Genomic DNA, 22103 nt, shown 5'->3' with positions numbered 1-22103 from the left:
CCTACTGCACCACTTCACGCCAGTAGATGATGCGGTCGTGGCCTCGGTACTGCCCAAAGGTCGCCCCGGAGGACGGCAGGTCCAGCACGCCATCGCCGTCAAAGTCATCCTGCAGCCAGTCCGGCTGATTCCACTGCAGGATGACCGTGCCCGTATTGCCCGCTCCGGGTGCCGACAGGGTCAGGCTGCCCGCTCCGGCCACCACCGTGCCCGCTCCGCTGGCCGTGGTCGTCAGGCCGGCAGGCGGGGTCAGGCTCAGGCTGTAGGTGGCATCATTGACGTCGTAGGTGGTGCAGTTGTCTCCGGCATGGACAAGGTACTGGCTGCCATCCCAGTACTGGATGCTGAACGGCACGTCCAGGGCCAGGGTCTCGGGGCCGAAGGCGTTTTCCAGTTTCATCCGGCCCCAGTAGACCGTGCTGCCTGCAGGCGTGAGACTCAGCGGCATGCCCGTAGCCGACACACCATCCGAGTCGGTCACGGCAGTCAGTTGTGGCCGGAGGTCGGCAACAAAGGGGGCCACCTTTGCCGTGAGCACCTTGTCATAGATAAAGGTATCCAGTGCGCTGAAACTGTACTGGAACACGCCGTTGCTGCCGCTCAGGGCACCGGTGTTGAGGGTGGCGGTGACGCTCAGGCCGTTGGTGCTGTCTGACGCGGGTGCTGTCACGCTGACATCCCCGGCCACCAGCCTGGCGAAAGCGCCCGTATAGTTCTGCGTGGTCGCCCCACTGGCATTGCGCGCCGTGATCGTCACAATCGGCACATTGGCCCAGGGAATGGCCTGCCCGATGTAGGAGGTGCCCGCAGCGGTGCATGCGCTGTCCAGTGAGCCGGGTTGGCTGATGCTGAGACTGAAATCCGCCGGGATAAAACGTCCCACGTTGCCGGTGCTGCTGGTCAGGGTCTTGCCGCTGCCCAGATAGTCGCTATCGGTGAGCGCGGCGCTGATGTCGATGATGCCAACCTCACCATAACTGTAGGTGCCGGTGGCCGTGCCCGAGGTGAAGGCGCTGAGTACAAGGGTGCCCGTCAGGCCGGGGTCATTGCCCCCGGCAGGAGCAACCAGCGTACTGCTGAGGGTGACCGTTTCTGCAGGGTTTTCCTGCCCGAAGCCGGCGGTCGCCGCGTTGTCTGCCAGATTGGCGCCGCTATCCGGCTGGCCATCGCCATCGGCGTCGTCCGCACTCTGGTACTGCACCGCACGGACATTCAGGGTGAATCCCGTTCCGGCCTGGGTAAAGACCGGGCCCGTGGCCGAGCCGGCTGCCGGATTGCCCGCAGCTTCCACATGCAGTCCAAACGGCCTGACCACCCAGGGTGAGCTGGTGGCGGTGGAATCAATGGTGAGCGGGTTGCCGGCAGCGTCCTGAACAAACCCGCTGGTATCATCCCGCAGGTTGAGGGTGTACTTGCCCACATCCGTCGTTTGCAAGGTCAGCGCGCCCACCCCATTGTTGAAGGCCACGCTGAGGTTGTTGCTGCCGGGCACCGCATTGGGCAGCGTAGCCGTACTGGCTGCGGTCACGGCCGGCGCCGCACCGCCCGGGTCGGCCCCATCCCGTGTCAGCCAGGCCTTGAGGCTGTACGTACCACTGTAGCCCGTGGCAATGGCGCAAACGCCGGTCGACGGGTCCTTGCGCCAGAGGGTTGCCGACAGGGCGTGGTCCCGGCCGGCGACAAAGTCGTAACCCAGACTGTCCGTACTGTCGATGACAAAGGCGTTGTCGAGGAAAGTGATGGGACTGCTGGTGGCACTCACGCCCGCACTGGCATCATTCACGGCCACCGTGAGCTGATCCGCATGGCTGTTGGCCAGGGCCAGTGTCACCACGCCATTGTCCGCCGCATCAAAGGTATAGGAGGCTGCGCCGTTGTCATCCGTATCCGGATTCGGAGACAGCGTGCCGTTACCCGTGGTCACCGACCAGTCGCCATGGGCGGAGGACGTGGTGAGGTTGATGGTGCCGGCATAGCTGGTCAGGATATTGTTGCCCGGATCACGTGCGGTCACTGTCACTGCCGTCGGCACACAGGTTGATGCACTGGGCGATACCGTGACATCGAAGTGATCCAGTACTGCGGCACAGGGGCGCGTCACGTTCATCACCGCCTGCAGTGCCAGCGCATCCAACGGGCGGCTATAGACCCGGACTTCATCAATCTGGCCGTTGAACTCGCGGCCAGCATAGCCCTGATCCGCTCCGATCTGGAAGGGATCGCTGTTCAACAAAAGCGTTTCACCGCCATACGTTCGGAAAGCGTCTTCCACGCCATTGATATAAATGCTTTGCCGGCCATTCCGGAGCGAGTACACAATGGCCACATGGGTCCAGGTGCCCGGAGCCACCACCGACGCGGAAGTAAAGGAACGTGTAGCACCGCCGGAATTCTGCCACCACCAGAAAACCCTGCCGCCGGAATCAATGTGAAACTCATAGTTCTCGTCCTTGGAGACAATCGTCTTGAGGTCGCTGGCCGGTATACTGTCAATCTTGATCCAGGCAGCAACCGTCAACTCCTCATCAATGTCCAGCAGGGTATTGTCCGGCACTTCAATGTAATCCGTGCCCGAATTGGAGGGATTGAGCGTCGCGCCATAACACACCTTGGCCGGTGCGGACTTTGCCCCGCCGATGGCCGTGCCATGCAGATTATGCCCACTCCCGTCCAGCACTTCGCCTGGCGTGCCGTTCCAGGACGGGCCGTCCAGCGTATAATTGGCCACAAGAGAAAAGTCTGCGGCAAAAGTACGCGAAAACACCATCAGGCCAGCTCGCTCGGTGGTATGGTTCCGCTCGGTGTCATTGTTGGTGTCTTCGTCAATGGAGAGCCGAACGCCGGTTGTCGAAACGGAACAGCGCCTCAACCAGCCGCCATCCCCACCGTCACGGGTATTCTTTTCCCCGACAACCAGCGGTGCACTCGTGTAACTCTGCAAAAAGCTGATCGTCCGGCATGTACCCCACCCTGTCAGCGTATCAGGTGATCGTTGTGCCTCTGCCTGTACAAGCTGGCCGGCAATGTCATAAAAGTCTGCAATGGTGCCATGCTCCACGGCCAGATAGGCCACATCTTCCGCGACCGATACCGAGCCCCCCTTGACCTCCGCCCGCTCCAGCGCAATCTGCATGCCGGAAGACGTCACATTGCGTACGGCAGCCGATAACCAGGGCAGCGAATCCGTACCCGGCACGTGTGCCGGTTCATTGTTCATGGTCTGAACATTGGCCAGCACCGCCGGTGTGGATGTAAAACCTGCCGAAAAGCCCGCAGCCAGCCAACCTGATCCACCCAGCAGCTTTGTCTGGTAGCGGGTCATGGGAATGTTGGCAACCTCCACTTTCGTGCCATCCGGAAAGGTATGCTGACCATAGGTCGCCGCAACATAGTGCACGGTCACGACCGGATCGGGGTTGTCCGTGGTGCGTGTCGGCGGCTCCACCTGGATCACTTCGAAGCCCGTGCGCGTCACGTTGCGGATGCGGACATTGGAGGCATCCGGATTGGTGGTATCCACCAAGAAGAACACCGCGGGCGGATTGGGGTACACCTGCTGGAAGGTCACGGTCTTGAAGGCAGAGGAATCCACCGTGAACTCGCCCGCCTCGATCATGAAGGGGTCGGGCGGTGCAGGCGTATAGTTGGAGTCATAGGCAAAGCTGCCACTGAATACCAGAATGCCCGCATCTTCAGCGACATGATTGCGCTCCGAATCAATGGCATCATCTTCGTCGATGGTCAGGCCGATGGCAGATGATGACTGACTGCAAAACCGGAACCAACCGCCATCTGCCTCATTCCTGCTGTTCTTGGTGGCAACAACGATGGGGGTGCCTGCGTAGCTGGTACCAAATCCAACGGTGGAACAACCATCATTCCATCCCTTGACCGCGGAAGCAGCCCGAATGCTTTGCCAGAGCACCGTCAGATTGGTGATGGATTTTAAATTGTTCGATTTGCCCGCTTCCCAGGCAATGTAGCCAATGGTTTCAGGGGCTGCAGGTGTATTGTATATGTACCACCAGCCAAACCACCAGTAGCGGCTGTCATACACCTCACTGCGCTCGATCGCCAGCTGAAAGTCCTTCTTTTTCACCGAGTCCACCGCCACGGTAAACCAGGGATCCGATGGCTTGCCGGGCACCGCGCCTGACTCGTTGTTTGCGGTCTGAAGATCAGCCAGAACCACCGGCTCTTTTGCAAATTTGCTCGCCAGCTTGACCTTCGTCCATCCCGCATCCTTGGGTTTATCTGCATTGCTGGTCTGAAACTGGATCTCCTTGGTCGAGACAGTACCCGCCTCCAGGATCGTGCCATCGGGCAGCGTGTGCGCACCCGGCTCCACCGCCACGTACATCACCGTCACGGTCGTATGTGGCCCGTCTTCACTCCAGGGTTCCACTTGCAACGCTTCGAAGCCCGTTGTTGTGACATTGCGAATCCGTACGTCACTGGCGTTGGGCCCGGCATTGGACATGATGACAGACACCACCGGTGCCACACTGTAGGACTGCTGAAAGCTGACAGGCACCCAGGTCGTACTGCTGCTGGTTGTCGGCAAGGTGAAGGTACCTGCTTCCATTTTCCAGGCGTAGGCCGGCGCACTCAAAAGCAGGCTGCTCCAAAGCAGTATTCCGGCAAGCGCGGTCTGATAAATCAGGACGAATGAACGAATGCTGAAACCCATCCTCCTCACTCTCCTTACTGCACCACTTCACGCCAGTAGATGATGCGGTCGTGGCCTCGGTACTGGCCAAAGGTCGCCCCGGAGGACGGCAGGTCCAGCGTGCCATCGCCGTCAAAGTCATCCTGCAACCAGTCCGGCTGATTCCACTGCAGGATAACAGTGCCCGTATTGCCCGCTCCGGGTGCCGACAGGGTCAGGCTGCCCGCTCCGGCCACCACCGTGCCCGCTCCGCTGGCCGTGGTCGTCAGGCCGGCAGGCGGGGTCAGGCTCAGGCTGTAGGTGGCATCATTGACGTCGTAGGTGGTGCAGTTGTCTCCGGCATGGATAAGGTATTGGCTGCCATCCCAGTACTGGATGCTGAACGGCACGTCCAGGGCCAAGGTCTCGGGGCCGAAGGCGTTTTCCAGTTTCATCCGGCCCCAGTAGACCGTGCTGCCTGCAGGCGCGAGACCCAGCGGCATGCCCGTAGCCGACACACCATCCGAGTCGGTCACGGCAGTCAGTTGTGGCCGGAGGTCGGCAACAAAGGGTGCTACCTTTGCGGTGAGCACCTTGTCATAGATAAAGGTATCCAGTGCGCTGAAACTGTACTGGAACACGCCGTTGCTGCCGCTCAGGGCACCGGTGTTGAGGGTGGCGGTGACGCTCAGGCCGTTGGTGCTGTCTGACGCGGGTGCTGTCACGCTGACATCCCCGGCCACCAGCCTGGCGAAAGCGCCCGTATAGTTCTGCGTGGTCGCCCCACTGGCATTGCGCGCCGTGATCGTCACAATCGGCACATTGGCCCAGGGAATGGCCTGTCCGATGTAGGAGGTGCCCGCAGCGGTACATGCGCTGTCCAGTGAGCCGGGCTGGCTGATGCTGAGACTGAAATCCGCCGGGATAAAACGTCCCACGTTGCCGGTGCTGCTGGTCAGGGTCTTGCCGCTGCCCAGATAGTCGCTATCGGTGAGCGCGGCACTGATGTCGATGATGCCAACCTCACCATAACTATAGGTGCCGGTGGCCGTGCCCGAGGTGAAGGCGCTGAGCACAAGGGTGCCCGTCAGGCCGGGGTCATTGCCCCCGGCAGGAGCAACCAGCGTACTGCTGAGGGTGACCGTTTCTGCAGGGTTTTCCTGCCCGAAGCCGGCGGTCGCCGCGTTGTCTGCCAGATTGGCGCCGCTATCCGGCTGGCCATCGCCATCGGCGTCGTCCGCACTCTGGTACTGCACCGCACGGACATTCAGGGTGAATCCCGTTCCGGCCTGGGTAAAGACCGGGCCCGTGGCCGAGCCGGCTGCCGGATTGCCCGCAGCTTCCACATGCAGTCCAAACGGCCTGACCACCCAGGGTGAGCTGGTGGCGGTGGAATCAATGGTGAGCGGGTTGCCGGCAGCGTCCTGAACAAACCCGCTGGTATCATCCCGCAGGTTGAGGGTGTACTTGCCCACATCCGTCGTTTGCAAGGTCAGCGCGCCCACCCCATTGTTGAAGGCCACGCTGAGGTTGTTGCTGCCGGGCACCGCATTGGGCAGCGTAGCCGTACTGGCTGCGGTCACGGCCGGCGCCGCACCGCCCGGGTCGGCCCCATCCCGTGTCAGCCAGGCCTTGAGGCTGTACGTACCACTGTAGCCCGTGGCAATGGCGCAAACGCCGGTCGACGGGTCCTTGCGCCAGAGCGTTGCCGACAGGGCGTGGTCCCGGCCGGCGATGAAGTCGTAACCCAGGCTGTCCGTACTGTCGATGACAAAGGCATTGTCGAGGAAAGTGATGGGACTGCTGGTGGCACTCACGCCCGCACTGGCATCATTCACGGCCACCGTGAGCTGATCCGCATGGCTGTTGGCCAGGGCCAGTGTCACCACGCCATTGTCCGCCGCATCAAAGGTATAGGTGGCTGCGCCGTTGTCATCCGTATCCGGATTCGGCGACAGCGTGCCGTTGCCCGCGGTCACCGACCAGTCGCCATGGGCGGAGGACGTGGTGAGGTTGATAGTGCCGCTATAATCGGTCTTGGTCACGCCGCCACTGCATTGTGCCGTCAGCGAAACCGCAGCCGCATTGCCGGGGCAGGTCAATGCTGACGCCGATACGGTCACAGCAAACCCGCTCAACGTACAACTGCCACACAAGGAGCCAAAATCCGCATTGAGCAATGCGGTGCCATCGTAACTGATGGTTGTGTTCTGGCGAATATCCAGAGTATCTGCGGTCAGCGCGCCATTGATCTGACTGTTGTCATCCACCCGGATAGTACCTTGACCATACACATAAGCGCTGACCACGCTCTGCTTCCGGAAACGGATGTTACTATAGCCATACATGATCAGCCGGGAAGGGTCTCCCGACGTGCCACCGGGTGAATTCGCCCTCAGCTTGTCTCCGAAGTTAACAGCCTGATTGAAAATCAGACGAACCGTGCCGCTACCCACCACGTTCAGGGTGACATTTTTGAACTTCAGATTACTCTGATTGATATAGTAATCCCCAGTCACCAGGTTGAGTATGACGTTATCCGCCAATGTAAGCTGGTTAATGTAAAAAGGCCCGGTTCCCGCAACGACATTCAGCGTCCCTGTCTTGCCCACAGATACCTTGTTGTACTGGGTTTGCCCTCCACTACCCAGAGTACCCGTACCATTTTGGGGGACTGAAAGATTTGTGGTTCCGGCTGTCGGCGGAAATGTACCGGGGTTAATAGATGCGACTGTAGTTGCGGGATCGGCGACACACGGCTGCCCGTTACAAAGTGTACCTGCACCGGCAGTAAGGCTGCCTACCGGTAACATGGCATCCGGTCCACTTACGGTCACATTTTTACCCATCGACAGAGGGCCACCGGCAGGGCTCGCCAGCGCATCGGGAAAACCTGCAGCACACCCTGTCGGTGCTGCGCAAGGATGAGTCAGATTCATCACCTGAGCCACCTGAGTGGATAACAACACAGAGGAGTAGAGCCGGATTTCATCCAGGGTTCCGTTGGCTGAAGCTCCGGGCGCCGCGTAGGTTGAACTGTTATCTCCCACGTAGAGACTGCCGACATCCCCCAGCACACCATTGGTGCTGAAAGCCTGTGATGCAATGAGCGTACCATTGACAAAGACATACATCTGGTCATTCGGGAGATCCCAACTCACCGCGATATGGGTCCAGGTACCGGCACCGATACTCTGAGCACCACTAGTCAGTACATAATCACCATCTGCACTATCCTCGAGCGCGAACCGTAATCGCCCGTCAGCCAGCTTGGCAAGATAAAAATACTTGTCCCACGCAGAGTTAAACACGCGGGTACTGGCATCCAGCAATGTGCGGTTCACACCGTCAGCCCAGTTGTTCACACTCCGGTACCAGAACGCAATGGTCCCCTGACTACCGAGCACGGTATCCACGTCCTGCCGGGTATTCACTGCGCTCTGGACTGCAGACGAGGTGTTATCGGGTACAGTCATGCCTTTGCATACCTTGCCGGCAGGGTCTGTCGCAACAGCCCCCACCGTCACACCATCACGTCCATTTCCTGTATATTCACCAACAGGGATCCCTGTTCCGGAGAAGTCCGTCTGTTCAAATGCATAATGCGCTACCGCGGTCGGTGGGGGAGGCAACACAGCACAGCTTCTGAGCTCGGTCGCCGGCACGACCTGATCTGCCCCGCCATTCCGGCGCCACCAAAGCTGCGCGTATGCCCGCCCGCCGTTCTCAAAATGCTCCACCTGTATGGGATACACCGTACCGGCCTGCAGCGTCTGGGGTGCAGAGCGGGCAGAAAACCGGGGCGCGTGCAGATTCCAGTCATTGACAATTTCGGTTCCATTGAGATTCAGGCGCATGCCATCATCGGAATACAACCTGAACTCGTAAACTCCAGTTGTTGAGGGCACCAGAAATCCGGTCCAGCGGATGCTGAATCGGTCCCCATCACCAGGCATGGAAAATACGGAGGGCATCCCGCTGTTCCATGAAAAATTGATTTGTGCATCCTGGCGGTAATACTCATTCCCGGTGAACAAGCCGCCTGCATTCCACGCTACCTTATTGCCCGAACTGTCCCGCTGATCAAAGTAGTGCCCCATCAGGCCGCTATAACTAACCGTTACCGGAGCCTGACCTGGAACCTGAAGGGTGTAGGTGGCTGCACCGTCTAGCGAAGAGGTATGCAGAACAAAAGTATCCGGGCTTTGCTGCGTCACGCTGAGCACGGACACCCCACCACTCAATGTATAGGCCTGCGGATCCCGTGCAGCGATCGGCGGTGCAGAGGCAAACTGAACCACCACCGCATTTTCCGTCCCACAGACCCCGCCGGCAGCCGTAATCGCCGGAAAGCTTTCAATAAACAACAGATCGGCAGTGGTGCCGACACTACCCGAGGTGTTGTAGGCATGCTGACTAAATAATGTGTTATTGACTTCCAGGCCTATGGTTGCACTACTGCCATCTGTACTCCCGCCACCATACCGAAAACGAATGATGCCTGTCTCATAGAGCACAGCCTGAAAGGTATATTGTCCCGAATTGGGGAAATGCGGCACATTTTGCCAGGTTACCACCATCCGCCGGTAGGGTGCCGTCCCCAGCACATCCCAGGTCACGCTTCCCCCTGCCGCGGGTGAAAGGTCATCCCAATAGGGTGCAATAAACCGGTCTGCCGGGCCGTATGGCAAAGACTGGTTCTGCCAGGCCTGATGCAGCATCTGATCTGCACCGAAGTGCAGCAAGCCATTGCTCATGATACGAACCTGATTGTACGTCACACCTCCGAATGGAAAACCAAAACCTAATGTGACCAGCTCATAGTCATCATCGGCAGGATAGGGGCCGGTCATTGTCCAGTTGACCGCCGTCGCCGTTGGCTCAAAGGCTGTGGCAGGTGGCGTCTGTATGATCCAGGCCGCCTGAACAGGCAACACCATGCACAGCAGTAGTACCAGACAAAACCGGCGCCATGTTAAAAGACACCATGTCATTTCGCCCGCACCTCCACAATCCGGATCGCCGAATCGGCTCCCGCACCACACTGGCCCGTTGCGGTCAGGGTATAGACCGTCTCCATGCCCACTGTATCCGCCCGGCAGGCGACGGTGACCGAGCAGCCCTGCAGGCCCGCCTGACTGAAAGTCTGGGTCGCCCCGAAGTAGCTGTTGCTGCAGGCGGATGCCGCACCGCCAGGCGGGAACAGGCGGTTCAGGCCAATCTGGGCGCCGCTTTCTGCGGCGTAGAATGCACGCTGAGAAAGCACATTGAAGCTGAAACTTTCTGCCGAACTGCGCTCAAGTTCGGTAATGGCGACCGCGACCAGAGCCAGCACCACGATGACGAACAGGGCCGCCGGCAGGCCAATACCGGTCTGGCGTCGTGAGGACATGTGTTCAGGGCACATTGCGCAAGGTCACCTGTTGCTGAAGTACCCAGTTCTCCCCACCCACGGAGAGTTCCAGGCCAAGGTTGACCACCGCATTGCGAACCAGAGTTGCGGGGAGATAATCAAAGGTCACGGAATTGGCCACCAGATTGTCCAGAATCAGTGTCCGTGTCCCGCCCGTTGGCGGCCAGGCGGGCGTGCTATTGAATCCATACCCCTGATAGCGGAAAAGCTGCGTGCCCACCTGGCAGTAGGTCATCGGTGTATTCACCACAAAGAAACGACGTGTGGGTGAGTCCTGCACAAACTGATGCGCCGCATCCAATGTCACCGTCACCTGCCCCGTGCCTGCGGGCAAAGTACCGTCGACAGTCGTGAGGGTACCGGGGTTGGACGGGTTGTACAGAGCCGAGGTGCTGATGGGATAGACCACGACCCGGCCGGTGACCGCAGAAGCACGCGCACCGGTCACCGCATCAAAGGTCGAAGCCGCCGTCGCAATGGGTACCGACAGGTATTCCGAACCCGCCAGAATGGGAATGAATTCAATGCAGCGACCACTACTGCCGACCCGGATGGAATTGGGCAAGGCGTCGCGCAAACGCCGGGACATTTTTTCCATGGCACTCGTCCCCGCCATGGCCATCTGCTGGCGCTGCGCGGTGTCCACATATCCCTCTACCGAGTGGCCGAGAAAACTGACCACGCCCATGCCCAGCACGGAGGCGACCACGATCACCATGATCAGCTCGATCAGCGTGAAACCCCGTGCGCCACACATCAGAAATTCCCCCGATAGAGCGAGAATACCAGAGCAGACTGCCCCGGCGGGGTGACGGTCACGTCAATCCGCTTCGCGGCATTGTTGTCTGCACCGCCCATCTCGGTCCCGGCACAGACCACCGCCACCTGAACCCGGTAACCGGTATAACTGGAGAAGCCCGCAGCCGTCTGCAGAACCGGCGGCGAGTCATCGACCCCGTCGTAGTCATCCACATCGTCAAAGGTGGCGCGGGTTTCTCCGGCCTCTGCCCCGATATCGCACACACCGCTGGTATCCGGAGGCACGCCGCCATTGCCGGTATCTTCGTCAAAGCGCTTGGTGCCGATTTCGTCCAGATAGGCCTGCGCCAGCTGGAGGGATTTGGTTTGCCAGAGCGGATCGGCACTGCGGCCAATGCTGCTGCTGATGGCCGACACAACAGCCACCACAGCAATACTGAGGATCACAATGGTGATGATGAGTTCGATAAGCGTGACACCACGCTCACGGTGTACATACGCCGGCATAGGCATACCCCGCTGCTGACACACAAACCGGCCAGGTCTGACCGTTGCCGCTGACGCAGATCAGGGTCTCGCTGGCCAGATCGCCAAGCTGGTCAAAGGTCAGCGTGAGCGGCAGAGTGCCGGTCGCCGCACCACAGCTGGTTGTCGTGGCAGAGGACCAGGTGACAGTGGTTCCCGCCTCTTCCAGACTGCGCACCGTATTGTAGGCGCCCTGTACGATCTGCGCCTGCAGGGTGCCGCCACTCCGTGAAAGCGTCCAGGTGGTCGCGGGTGCACTCACATCATGCCGGGCCAGGGCCACCTGCTGCGCCAGCCGCAGATGGGCCAGCAACTGATCCCGCTGCAGCCTGCCGGCAAACTCACCCTGCCCGGCAAAGAGGCCGATGGTGCTGACGGCCAGAACCGACAGCACCACCATGACCATGATCAGTTCGATCAGGGTAAAGCCACCGTCCCGCTGATTCACAGCTCACGGGCTCCTTAAACGACCTCACCTGGCCTAGCTTGCATCAGGGACAAGTGGAAACACCAGCGACAGTGGGAGCATTTCCTGCTGCAGATGGCTGTGTATAAGTTACCGTACAGCTTGTGCCAACCGTAAACGTTGCAACACCCGAAGCATATGCAGCAGTAACGTTTTGAACGTCAGCCGCCACACCGATTCCAGTAGCAGAACCTGCCGGATAACCATATACCATATCTACAGTCTGGCCATCCAGAGTCACGGTAGCTGTCGCCGCGGTTGCATCGCACCCGGAATCAACCAAACATGCAGCATGCGCGATGGCAGATGCGGATCGAATCGCCCCATCAATTGCAGATCGGGAGGCCTTCCTCGCATCACTCCCAAAATCCGCAAACCTCGGCAGCGCAAAGGCGGCGAGAATGCCCAGGATGACAATCACCATGATCAGTTCAATCAGGGTAAAACCGGTTTGTTTCTTCATTGCAGACCTCTTTCAGTGCGTGATCAAATTTTCCAGATTTAGTTCCAGTATAGATCCAAATTTACAAATCCATTGTAAACTTTTGAAAATCTGTCGGCCGGGTGCCAAATGTATTCAGTTTTGCTTTTTCAGGCTCACCTCCCCTGCAGACATCCGGTATTCAATGTCGCCGCCCGGCAGCCGGTACAGGCAACCGTCCTCAATGGGCATTACCTCCACCCCCTTGCCGGCGTAACGCAGTGCCGGGCTGGCCCAGAGTGCCTGCCACAGCCGCTCACAGGGCTCTGCACCGGCGACCTGCTGCGGATCACTTTCGAGCCGGGCATCCACCGGCCAACCGGCCGCGTTCATGCGCAACCACCACTTCAGACCATCCTGCAGCCCCAGTTGCGGGGGCGTCTCCAGCGGCCCGGCTTCCCCGGGTTGACCCTGCACCAGCCAGACCTGGTGCATGCCACGCAGAGCGCTGCGCAAGGCCGCTGCCGCCTGTTCCGCCTGAGTCGTGATGGCGTCATCGGCAGCCCGCTCCAGCGCCCGAAGCTGCCATCCCGCCAGCACGGCCACGACCGTCAGGGTAATCCAGAACTCCAGCCTCAGTCCCTTTTCGGCCAGCCGGTTCATCATTTGCCCAGTGCCGCCTGCCCCAGGTTCCAGATGGGCAGAAACACGCCCAGCGCCAGAATCAGCACCAGGATCCCCATGAACACCAGCAGAATGGGCTCGATGGACTCGGACAACCGCTTGAGGGCGTAATCCACTTCTTCATCGTAGAAGTCGGCCACTTCCAGCAGCAGCCCGTCAATCTGTCCGGTCTCCTCCCCCACGGCCAGCATCTGCAGCACCAGAGGCGAGAACATCCCGGTCTGATTGGCGGTTCGCAGCAGCGTATCCCCCCGCTCGATTCCGGAACGCATGTTGCGGATGGCCTCGCCCACGTAGGCGTTGTTGACCGCATCGGCCACCAGAGACAGGGCATGGATGATCGGCATGCCCGACCGCAGCATCATGGCGAAGTTGCGCGCAAACCGACTCAGCGCCACCAGCTCGAACAGCGGGCCCAGCACTGGCAAACGCAGGCGCTGCCTGTCCCACAGATAGCGGCCCCGGGGTGTCTTGACCCAGCGGTAGAGCCCATATCCGGTGGCCACGAGCACGATGCCCACCAGCCAGCCGTAGTGAATGAAGAAATTGCTGGACGCAATCAGAATCTTGGTGGGCAGGGGCAAGTCCGCTCCCAGTTTGGCAAATACGCCGGCAAAGGCGGGAATGACCCAATAGTTCACGATCATGAGCGCCACAAACAAGGCGACAATGACCATGATGGGATACCGCACCGCCTGCTTGACCCGCTTGCGGGTTTCCCGTTCCAGCTCAAGGTTTTCCGCCAGCTGCCTGAACGCCTCTTCAAGCTGACCGGTGTTCTCGCCCACATGAATCATGGCCACGAACAGGTCACTGAACACTTCCGGATGTGCACGCATGGAGGTGGCCAGGTTGACCCCTGATTCCAGGCGACGGGTCACGTCGTTCAGGGTTTCCGCCAGCGCTTCGGAGCGTGTGGATTCCGCCAGTCCGCGCATGGCCCGGATGATGGGAATCCCCGCCTTGTTCAGGGCATACATCTGACGGCAGAAAATGATCAGTTCGTCGAGCGTCACCTTGGGCCGGAACAGGCGAATGTTCAGCGCTCCCGCCTTTTCCGCTGCAGTCTCCTCCACGGCTTCAATCTGTACCGGCGTGATACCCTGACCAAGCAGCACGGACGCCAGGGCATCCGCCGAATTGGCCTCCTGGCGGCCTTCGACCAATGCCCCCTGACTGTCTCGCCCCTTGTAGCGGAAAGTCGCCATCTGTGCCTCAGCTGTAATCGATTTCCGGAACTTCCGCATGACCACCCAGCGAGGCAGAAATGCGGAAGACTTCGTCTATGGTGGTAATGCCCTGTCTGGCATAATCCAGTGCCACCCGTGCCAGCGGGATGTAGCCCGGTGCCTTGCGGGCCGCCTGGTTGAAGGCCGCGGGATCATTACGGCGCAGGGCATCCAGAAGCGGCTCATCCATCTCCAGCAGCTCGTACACACCAATCCGGCCCCGGTAGCCGGTATTGCCACACTGATAGCATCCGGCCCCCTTGTAGAAATGATCCGGCAACGGGTGCGGAGAAATGGCATGCAGCCAGATCCGTTCCTGCTCGTTGGGGTGATAGGGTTGCCGGCAGTCTTCACAGATGCGCTTGACGAGCCGCTGAGCCAGCACACCCGCCAGGGAGCTGGCCACCAGATAGGGTTCAGCACCCATATCCACCAGACGCAGGGCGCTGGACACCGCATCGTTGGTGTGCAGGGTGGAAAGCACGAAGTGACCGGTCATGGCCGCCCGCAGACCAATCTCTGCCGTTTCCTGATCGCGCATCTCACCGATCAGGATGATGTCCGGATCCTGACGCAAGGCCGCCCGCAGGACGGTGGAAAAGTGCAGGTCGATCTTGGGATTCACCTGCACCTGGGTGATGCGCGGGAGCCGGTATTCCACCGGATCTTCCGCCGTAATGATCTTCACGTTGGGCTGGTTCAGTTCTGTCAGCGCACCGTAGAGCGTGGTCGTCTTGCCGCTGCCGGTCGGGCCGGTCACCAGCAGGATGCCATGCGGCCGGCGGATGAGCAGCCGGAAGCGCTCCAGCAGTTTCGGCGGCATGCCGATCTTGTCCAGGTTGAGCAGCCCCGCACTCTGATCCAGCAGACGCATGACCACGGACTCGCCGTACTGAACCGGCATGGTGGACAGACGCACATCCACGGACTTGCCCTTGACCTTGATATTGAAGCGGCCATCCTGGGGCAGACGCTTCTCGGAAATGTTCAGGCCCGACATGAGCTTGAGGCGCAGCACCAGTGCGGAAGTCACCCGGCGTTCCTTCATCACGTGCTCGTGCAGGACGCCATCAATGCGCTGCCGGATACGTGTACAGGTTTCATCCGGCTCGATGTGAATATCCGATGCCCGGGCAGCCACCGCATCCTCGAACAGGGACTGGAGCAGGCGCACCACCAGCGCATCCGAGTCATCCGCCCCGGCCGTCAGCTGGGCCAGGTCAAAGGCATCGTCGCCCAGTTCCTCTTCCAGTTCCTCCGCCAGGTTGGAAATCTCCTCCGTGCGGCGATAGACCCTATCCAAAGCCTCCAGCAGTTCACTCTCCCGCACCACTGCCTGCTTGAGCGGCTGCTTGACCTCACGGGCAATGTGGTCATAGGCCATCAGATCCATGGGGTCGGACATCCCCACCAGCAGTGCGCCCTGCTCTTCGGACAGGATGATGGCCCGGTACCGCCGCGCCAGATGCTCAGGCAACCGCTGCACCAGGTCGGGATTGAACTGGAAGTGCTTCAGATCCACAAAGGGAATGCCGAGCTGATCCGACAGCACATTGAGCAGGGCATCTTCTTCCACCAGCCCCATCTGCACCAAGGTACGGCCCAGCTTCTGGCCTTGCTTCTTCTGCTCAGCCAGTGCCTGCATGAGCTGCTCTTCGGTGATCAGCCCCTTCTGAACCAGCAAATCCCCGAGACGTAATTTCTTTTTCGGTTCACTCATCTTTCAGGAGGCTCCCCTCTGCAGCGCGGCAAGACGCTGTCGTGCCCAGTTCAGCAGCCGGGTATCTGCTCCCGGCAATTCCACCACCTTTGACCAGGCCTGACGGGCCCGTTCAGCCTGCCCCAGTTGCTCCAGCCCGATCGCCAGTCCACCCCACCAGCGGGGGTTTTCCGGCTCCAGGCGAATCAGATCCGCATAACTGGCCACACTCTCTGCAATCTGACCGGTCTGCTGCTGAATCCAGGCCTGCAGCCCCAGCAGCGGGGACGGCAGAGGTCGTTTCGGATGCGCCTGAATGACCGCCAGCGCTCTGTCCAATGCCTGCTCGCTCATCCAGCTGCGCGCCAACGCTTCTCTGAGCGCCACCTGCTCAGGCAACCTTGCCAGTCCGGCAGCCAGTATCCGGCGTTTCTGGGCCGGATCCGCCACACGTTGTGCACGCGTCAGAATCTCCAGGGCTTCCTGCTCCGGCGAACGCGCAGCGGCCTTGGTCATGCGTGGCGCAGGGCGCGATACATCCTCATCTCCACCGGCCAAATTCCCGGCCGTTCCGGAAGGGGTTGCAACTGCTTCCTCGGCGACTTGACCTGCCTGACTGCGAGTGTCCGCGCTTCCGCCCGCCTCATCATGGGGGACGGCTTCATGGGTAACGGAGCGTTTTTCTTTAACGGGCACGGCTGCAACCCGGTTAGCCGCCTGGCGCGGCGAGTCGGCAACCTTGGGCTCGGCGGGCATGGTTTTGTTTTCTGGCGCCGTTTTGTTTTCTGACGCCATCTGCCGGGCTGAGGCCTGGCGCATATCGGACGGGGCTTCCGACGGGCCGCCCCCTTGCACAACGTCCGCGTGCACGGTACCGGATGCCGGTGCCTGAACCTCTGCAGAGGGTGTCGCCTGCTGCATGGCGGGTACGGCAGACGGTTGCGGCACAGCCCCAACCACAGGGGCCACCGCGGTCCCTTCATCCTGTCCCCACCACCAAATCGCCGCGATCACACCAACAAGACAGACCAGCGCCACAACACCCGGTAACCACCGGGTACGATAAGACCCTTTTGTACCAGCAGACCGCAATCCCGCCGGGACCGACTGCCGGCCCGACTGACGCTGATCCAGATCCTTCAGCACATCATTGAGCAGGCTCATCAAAAGACTCCCGCATACCAGGGCAGCGGCCAGGCACTTTCCGTATCGGCCACAGCCCGCTTGACATGAGAGCGGCCCACCGAGCGGGCACCATCCCCGTATGCCGCCAACAAGGATTTGTGACAGAGAATGTTGACCAGTCTGGGGATCCCCCGTGAACTCACCGCCACCGCCCGGAGGGCGCGCCGGTCAAACAGCTCCGGCCCGTTATAGCCGGCGGCCCCCACACGGTGCCGGATATACTGGGCCACCTCGTCCGGCGTCAGGGGCTGCAGTCGCTCCTGAAAGGTGATGCGCTGCTTGAGCTGCCGCAGATGCGGCTGATTCAGCAGGACATCCAGCTCCGGCTGGCCAAACAGCACCACCTGCAGGAGCTTGCGGCTTTCGGTTTCCAGGTTCGTGAGCAGGCGTACCGCCTCCATGGTGGATTCCGGCAAGGCCTGGGCCTCATCCACGAAAAGCACCACCTGCCGACCTTCGGCCGCCAGTTCGATCAGACGTTGCTGAATGCGGTCCAGCACGCTGTGCGCCCGGGTCAGGTCTTCCACGTCCAGCCCCAGTTCCCGCGCCAGCGTACAGTAGAGATCCAGCGGCTCCAGGCAGGGGTTGGGCACATAGGCCGTATAGAAGGGATCCTTGAGGGCGCCCAGCAGGGCGCGGCAGAGGAGCGTCTTGCCCGTGCCCACTTCACCCACCACCTTGATGAAGCCTTCCAGGGATTCCAGCGCCACCCGCACCGTATCAAAGGCCCGCTGATGGCTGGCCGCATTGAGAAAGAAATGGGTGTTGGGCGTCAGGGTAAAGGGCAGCTCCCGGAACCCGAAATGCGCCTCATACATGCCTCATTCTCCGGTCAGCACACTGCGCAGACCCTCGACACGCTGCCGTGATCCGGCGATATCGGAGCGCACATTCCCCGGTGAAGCCAGAACCGGCCGCAGCAGGATCACCAGCTCGCTCTTCTGGCTCGACTTGCGTGTCTGCCGGAAGAACTCGCCCACCAGCGGCATGTCGCCCAGTACCGGCACCTTCGCACGGGTATCTTCGGTCGTGTCACGAATCAGGCCACCAATCACCACCACCTGACCGTTCTCAGCACTGATGATGCTGTCGGTTTCCCGGATGGAGCTCTGGGCCAGGGGCAACGTCAGAATCCCGGTCTCCGAGCGAAACGACCTTTTCCTGATCCTTGACCTCGCTGACCGACGGATGCACGTGTAGGGTAATCCGCCCGTCCTCGCTGATCTGCGGCGTCACATCCAGCGAGATCCCGGAGAAGAAGGGCGTCAGGGTAATGTCCGTATTGGTGGACGAACTGGATGAGGAGGACGTGCTGTCCGAGTTGAGATCAATGTCCGTCACGTAGAACTCATCACTGCCCACCTTGATCACCGCCTTCTGATTGTTCACCGTGGCGATGCGGGGACTGGACAGTACCTGCACGGTGCCCTGGGTTCCCAGCAACTGAATCAGTGCGTTGAAATCATGAATGCGCAGGGTCGCGCTGAAGATGCCCTGCAGGTTGAGATTGCTCAGGGGCTCCGACGTCTGTGACAGATTGAGAGATTTCACCGGCAGTCCGGCATCATCCAGCTGAGTGGTGTAATCTGCAAAATAGCTCCAGTTGATGCCCTGCTGGAATCCGTCATTGAGGATGACCTCCAGAATCTTGGCTTCCAGAATGACCTGCCGCTGCATGATCAGCTCGGCCCGCTCCAGATAATCCCGCACTGCCTTCTGGGCGGCGGACGACGCACGCACGATGACAATACCCGCCGTGGGATTCGTCACCACCTGAGCCTTCTCCTCATCTGCCACCAGCAGTTTCAGCGTGTCCGCCAGTTGCCCCCAGAAATCCGACGTGGTGCGCGTGGTGATCTGGGAACCGATGAGGCCGGACGAACCACTGCCCGTCGCAGAACTGTCAGCGGCAGAACTGCTGCCATTGTTTGACGCACTGCTCACCTGGCCCGCAGACACCTGGATGGCCGCACTGCCCTCCCGGGTCACATTCAGGTAGTTGATCGGGTAGATCTCGGTGCGCATGCCCGACGGCAACACCTTGAACAGATTGCCCTGACGCCGGAAGTCATACCCGTACAGGTCACGCACCGCGGCCATGACCTCAGGCACCGTCACATCCTTCAGATGAAGCGAAATCTCGCCGCTCACCTCGGGGTGGACGATCATGTTATAGGGTGTCCCCTTGACCAGCCCCAGAAAGAAATCCCGTGCCGGCATGCCCTCCACATCCAGCTCGAAACGAGGCTCGGTGGCGCCGCCTGCCGGGGTCGGTTCAGGCAGCAGCGCATCCATGACCGGTGCCGGTGGCGCAACAGGCTTGCCGGTGCGGGTCACCTGGCTGCTGACCGCTTCATCCAGAGAGGTGGATATGGATTGAGCCGTCCTGTCATCCAGTCTGGGCCGCTCCAGCCCCCGGTCGGCCGTCGTGGCACAACCGGCCAGCATCAGCACACCCACAGACAACACACCTGAACGAATCCAATGCTTCATAAACGCTTCACCGTTTCTTGACATCATTCACCGACGCCACCTGACGCCAGAACGTATGCCCCTTGTAATTCAGTTTGACCTTGCCGGGCCGGATGCTCAGCACGCGGGCACCGGAAACACTTTGTCCTTCACGCACCACCTTGCCATTGATCACCGCAAAGCGGCTGGCTCCCGAATACACCACACTCCGGACCGCAAGATGCGGCAGCCGTACAGGCTGGGTTTTCGCCGCCATCCATCCGGCAGGCCGGGTGGGATCCCCGAGATCAGACTCTGCCGCGCCAGCTCCGGCGATTCCCATCCACATCACCACGAACACAATCCAGCGTCTCATAAGGCCAGCCACTCCGGATCCAGACTGAGTGTGGAAACCTGCAGCGTGATTTCAGCCCGGGGATAAGTCTCCACCCGGTAGTCCAGCAGGCTCAGGGTCAGCGTGGCCGCCCGCGCCTCCAGGGCGGAAATGTACGCCAGGGTGTCAAAATAACCGCCCTGCAGCACCAGCTTCACATCGTGTTCGTACAATACAGCCGCCTCATCCTTGTCCTCTCCCGACAAATGAATGGGACGCACCGGCAGCTTCTCCATGGAGACCAGTGTCAGGCCTTTTGCCGAACCCAGAACATTGTGCAGAATGCGGACCATTTCCGAAGGGCTGACCACGCCCGCCAGCGTTTCCTGCAGCCGTCTCTTTTCGCCTTCCAGCTGGGACCTGAGCGCCGCAATCTGCTGTTTCACCGTATCATCCGGATGCACGGCAAGCTGCTTCTGCAGCGATTCAAGCTGCGCCGCCAGATTGACCTGCTCCGTGCGGATATCGGCCATCTGCTTGCGTGCCTCGCTGATCTTTCCCCAGACCGGAGCCAGCCAGACCTGAATCAGAATCATGCTCAAGAGCACGATTCCCGTTAACAGAAGAATGACCCGCTCTCTCAGCGTCAGGTCGTTCACCTTGTCATTGAGCAGTTGCCAGTATGCTCCGATACCCTTTTTCTGCGTCTCTGTCACGGTTCTGCCCTCACGTCAGCTTCAGGCGGCCGGGCCGCAATGCGGAAGGCTGAAGCCGCTTCATCCTGCGCCTTCCGGGCTTCCAGGAACGAGAACGTTGCCCCTTTCAATGCCCCCTCCCTGCCCAGGGCAACCAACCATTCCGGCAACCGTTTGGGCGACAGGGTCCGGCCTTCCAGAACAAGCTGACCCGAACGATCCATCCGGAAGGCCGTCAGCCACAGCCAGGACGTGTCCACCTGCCGGGCCAGACTGGTCATCACGGCAGAAGGCGAGCGGCTGACAGAGCGCGTGAGGCGACCGGCAACCTGTGAATTGAAGGCCCGTGCGCGAAGCAACTCCTGTCTGAGCGCATCCTGCTCCGCCAGCAGATCCGGCGAAACATGCCGTGCTTTCAGCCGGGCCTCCGCCTCCGCCACCTGACGTGCGAAATTCTCCCGGGTCTGTGTCAGCCGCTCAAGCTGGCGGGCTGCCTCGCGGCCTTCCATTTCCAGCCACACACCGAAGCCCAACAGGCCCAGCAATACCACACCCCACAACACCGCAATCCAGACAAAGGGCAGCGGAACCCGCCTGGGCCTGAGCTCTTCAACATAGAGATTGACCTGCTGCTTCATGCGGCCGCTTCCTCCAACAACCTCAGGTGCCGCAGGGCCGCACCCGCTGCCAGGGCCACTTCGCCCGCCAGCTCAAGCTCAACCCCCGGCACGTCCAGCAGCACCACATCCAGCCCCAGTCCTTCATTGAGCTGGCTGCGCAGCACATCCACCTGACTGTTTGCCAGCACATGCAGGGCCCGCGGGGGGGCCTGACGCATCTGGCTGTCGAAGTAATCCATGGAACGCTGAACCTCCAGGGCGAGATTCTGCCCCACCCAGTCCCGCTGATCGGGATCGGCCAGCGCGTTCAGATCCACTTCGACGCGACGGGACAGGTACACCGCATTGTCCTTGGTAAAATCAATCAGCGCTTCGTTGTCCCTGACCCAGAGCACCGCACGCGCGAGCCCCGGATGGGTTTCCGGCTGAACCGCAAGCAGATTGCGCAGCGCCATGGTGGCAATATCAATCGTGTCCAGAATCAGACCTGACTCGCGCACAATACCGATAATCCGCTCAACCGCAGAACGACGCGCCATGACCGCCACAACCTGCCGCGCCCGGCCACGTGTCCCGTCTTCCGGCACGTCGTACCAGTCCACCACCCACTGTGACAGATCGCCTTCCACATACTCCCGGATTTTCCAGCGCACCGCCTGCGACATTTCCTCCGGCTCCACATTGGGCCGCTCCAGCGACTGCACCGAATACTGCTCGGTATTCAAGACCACCGAACAGGGCAAACCTTTCAGTCCCAGCTCGCGCACCATGCCCGCCAGCACCTCGGCCTGCTGACCCAGCTCACACCGCGAAATGCTGACATGCTCGAAACGTGGCGCGTCCAGACCGGACTGTACGACCAACACAATACCATCCGGCATGGACTCGATAGCCACATACCGCTCATACGTAAGCCTGCGCCTGAACCACATGCTGCCTGCCCAAGTGAATGTTTACCTTAGAATAGTTCAATA

General features: G+C 60.5%; 18 protein-coding genes. All 18 read right to left on the bottom strand.

The annotated features are described in order from the left end of the window. Position 1 precedes the first annotated feature (1 nt). Positions 2-4690 carry a DUF6701 domain-containing protein gene (locus AAIA72_RS14415; protein WP_369600987.1) on the bottom strand — a complete coding sequence of 1563 codons (4689 nt, stop codon included), beginning with the start codon at positions 4688-4690 and terminating at the stop codon, positions 2-4. 14 nt (positions 4691-4704) lie between these two features. After that, complete coding sequence (locus AAIA72_RS14410) at positions 4705-9405, bottom strand: DUF6701 domain-containing protein (protein WP_369600986.1); 4701 nt, start codon at positions 9403-9405, stop codon at positions 4705-4707. 233 nt (positions 9406-9638) lie between these two features. After that, positions 9639-10040, bottom strand: coding sequence for a hypothetical protein (locus AAIA72_RS14405; protein ID WP_369600985.1), 402 nt, complete (start codon positions 10038-10040; stop codon positions 9639-9641). Between the two features lie 4 nt (positions 10041-10044). Continuing rightward, positions 10045-10818 (bottom strand): PilW family protein, encoded by a 774-nt coding sequence (locus AAIA72_RS14400; RefSeq protein WP_369600984.1) that lies wholly within the window; start codon positions 10816-10818, stop codon positions 10045-10047. Continuing rightward, positions 10818-11327 carry a prepilin-type N-terminal cleavage/methylation domain-containing protein gene (locus AAIA72_RS14395; protein WP_369600983.1) on the bottom strand — a complete coding sequence of 170 codons (510 nt, stop codon included), beginning with the start codon at positions 11325-11327 and terminating at the stop codon, positions 10818-10820. The genes AAIA72_RS14400 and AAIA72_RS14395 overlap by 1 nt, the downstream gene beginning before the upstream one ends. Further along, positions 11305-11793, bottom strand: a complete 489-nt coding sequence (locus AAIA72_RS14390) for a type II secretion system protein (protein ID WP_369600982.1) — start codon at positions 11791-11793, stop codon at positions 11305-11307. The genes AAIA72_RS14395 and AAIA72_RS14390 overlap by 23 nt, the downstream gene beginning before the upstream one ends. A 43-nt stretch (positions 11794-11836) precedes the next feature. Beyond that, positions 11837-12274 carry a type II secretion system protein gene (locus AAIA72_RS14385; RefSeq protein WP_369600981.1) on the bottom strand — a complete coding sequence of 146 codons (438 nt, stop codon included), beginning with the start codon at positions 12272-12274 and terminating at the stop codon, positions 11837-11839. Positions 12275-12388: 114 nt separating this feature from the next. Continuing rightward, positions 12389-12898 (bottom strand): hypothetical protein, encoded by a 510-nt coding sequence (locus AAIA72_RS14380; protein ID WP_369600980.1) that lies wholly within the window; start codon positions 12896-12898, stop codon positions 12389-12391. Further along, the gene (locus AAIA72_RS14375) at positions 12895-14124 is read right to left on the bottom strand and encodes a type II secretion system F family protein (protein ID WP_369600979.1); all 1230 of its coding nucleotides are present in this window, start codon (positions 14122-14124) and stop codon (positions 12895-12897) included. Before AAIA72_RS14375 ends, AAIA72_RS14380 begins: the two co-directional genes overlap by 4 nt. Before the next feature lie 7 nt (positions 14125-14131). After that, on the bottom strand, positions 14132-15865 hold the full coding sequence (locus tag AAIA72_RS14370; RefSeq protein WP_369600978.1) for a GspE/PulE family protein: 1734 nt from the start codon (positions 15863-15865) through the stop codon (positions 14132-14134). Between the two features lie 3 nt (positions 15866-15868). Next, positions 15869-17008: a hypothetical protein gene (locus AAIA72_RS14365; protein ID WP_369600977.1), complete on the bottom strand. Its 1140-nt coding sequence runs from the start codon at positions 17006-17008 to the stop codon at positions 15869-15871. Then, entirely contained in the window at positions 17008-17847 is an 840-nt protein-coding gene (locus AAIA72_RS14360) for an ExeA family protein (RefSeq protein ID WP_369600976.1), read from the bottom strand. Before AAIA72_RS14360 ends, AAIA72_RS14365 begins: the two co-directional genes overlap by 1 nt. Positions 17848-17850: 3 nt before the next feature. Beyond that, positions 17851-18153, bottom strand: a complete 303-nt coding sequence (locus AAIA72_RS14355; RefSeq protein ID WP_369600975.1) for a type II secretion system protein GspD — start codon at positions 18151-18153, stop codon at positions 17851-17853. Then, entirely contained in the window at positions 18101-19522 is a 1422-nt protein-coding gene (locus AAIA72_RS14350; RefSeq protein ID WP_369600974.1) for a secretin N-terminal domain-containing protein, read from the bottom strand. Before AAIA72_RS14350 ends, AAIA72_RS14355 begins: the two co-directional genes overlap by 53 nt. Positions 19523-19529: 7 nt before the next feature. After that, positions 19530-19856: a general secretion pathway protein GspB gene (locus AAIA72_RS14345; protein ID WP_369600973.1), complete on the bottom strand. Its 327-nt coding sequence runs from the start codon at positions 19854-19856 to the stop codon at positions 19530-19532. Then, positions 19853-20530 (bottom strand): hypothetical protein, encoded by a 678-nt coding sequence (locus tag AAIA72_RS14340; RefSeq protein WP_369600972.1) that lies wholly within the window; start codon positions 20528-20530, stop codon positions 19853-19855. The genes AAIA72_RS14345 and AAIA72_RS14340 overlap by 4 nt, the downstream gene beginning before the upstream one ends. Then, positions 20527-21147: a PilN domain-containing protein gene (locus AAIA72_RS14335; protein ID WP_369600971.1), complete on the bottom strand. Its 621-nt coding sequence runs from the start codon at positions 21145-21147 to the stop codon at positions 20527-20529. The genes AAIA72_RS14340 and AAIA72_RS14335 overlap by 4 nt, the downstream gene beginning before the upstream one ends. Continuing rightward, the gene (locus AAIA72_RS14330; protein ID WP_369600970.1) at positions 21144-22061 is read right to left on the bottom strand and encodes a hypothetical protein; all 918 of its coding nucleotides are present in this window, start codon (positions 22059-22061) and stop codon (positions 21144-21146) included. Before AAIA72_RS14330 ends, AAIA72_RS14335 begins: the two co-directional genes overlap by 4 nt. Positions 22062-22103: the final 42 nt, after the last annotated feature.

Origin of the sequence: Thermohahella caldifontis, from assembly GCF_041153465.1 — a bacterium.
GTDB classification, from domain to species: domain Bacteria; phylum Pseudomonadota; class Gammaproteobacteria; order Pseudomonadales; family Oleiphilaceae; genus Thermohahella; species Thermohahella caldifontis.
This window is presented reverse-complemented; position numbering and strand designations above follow the sequence as displayed.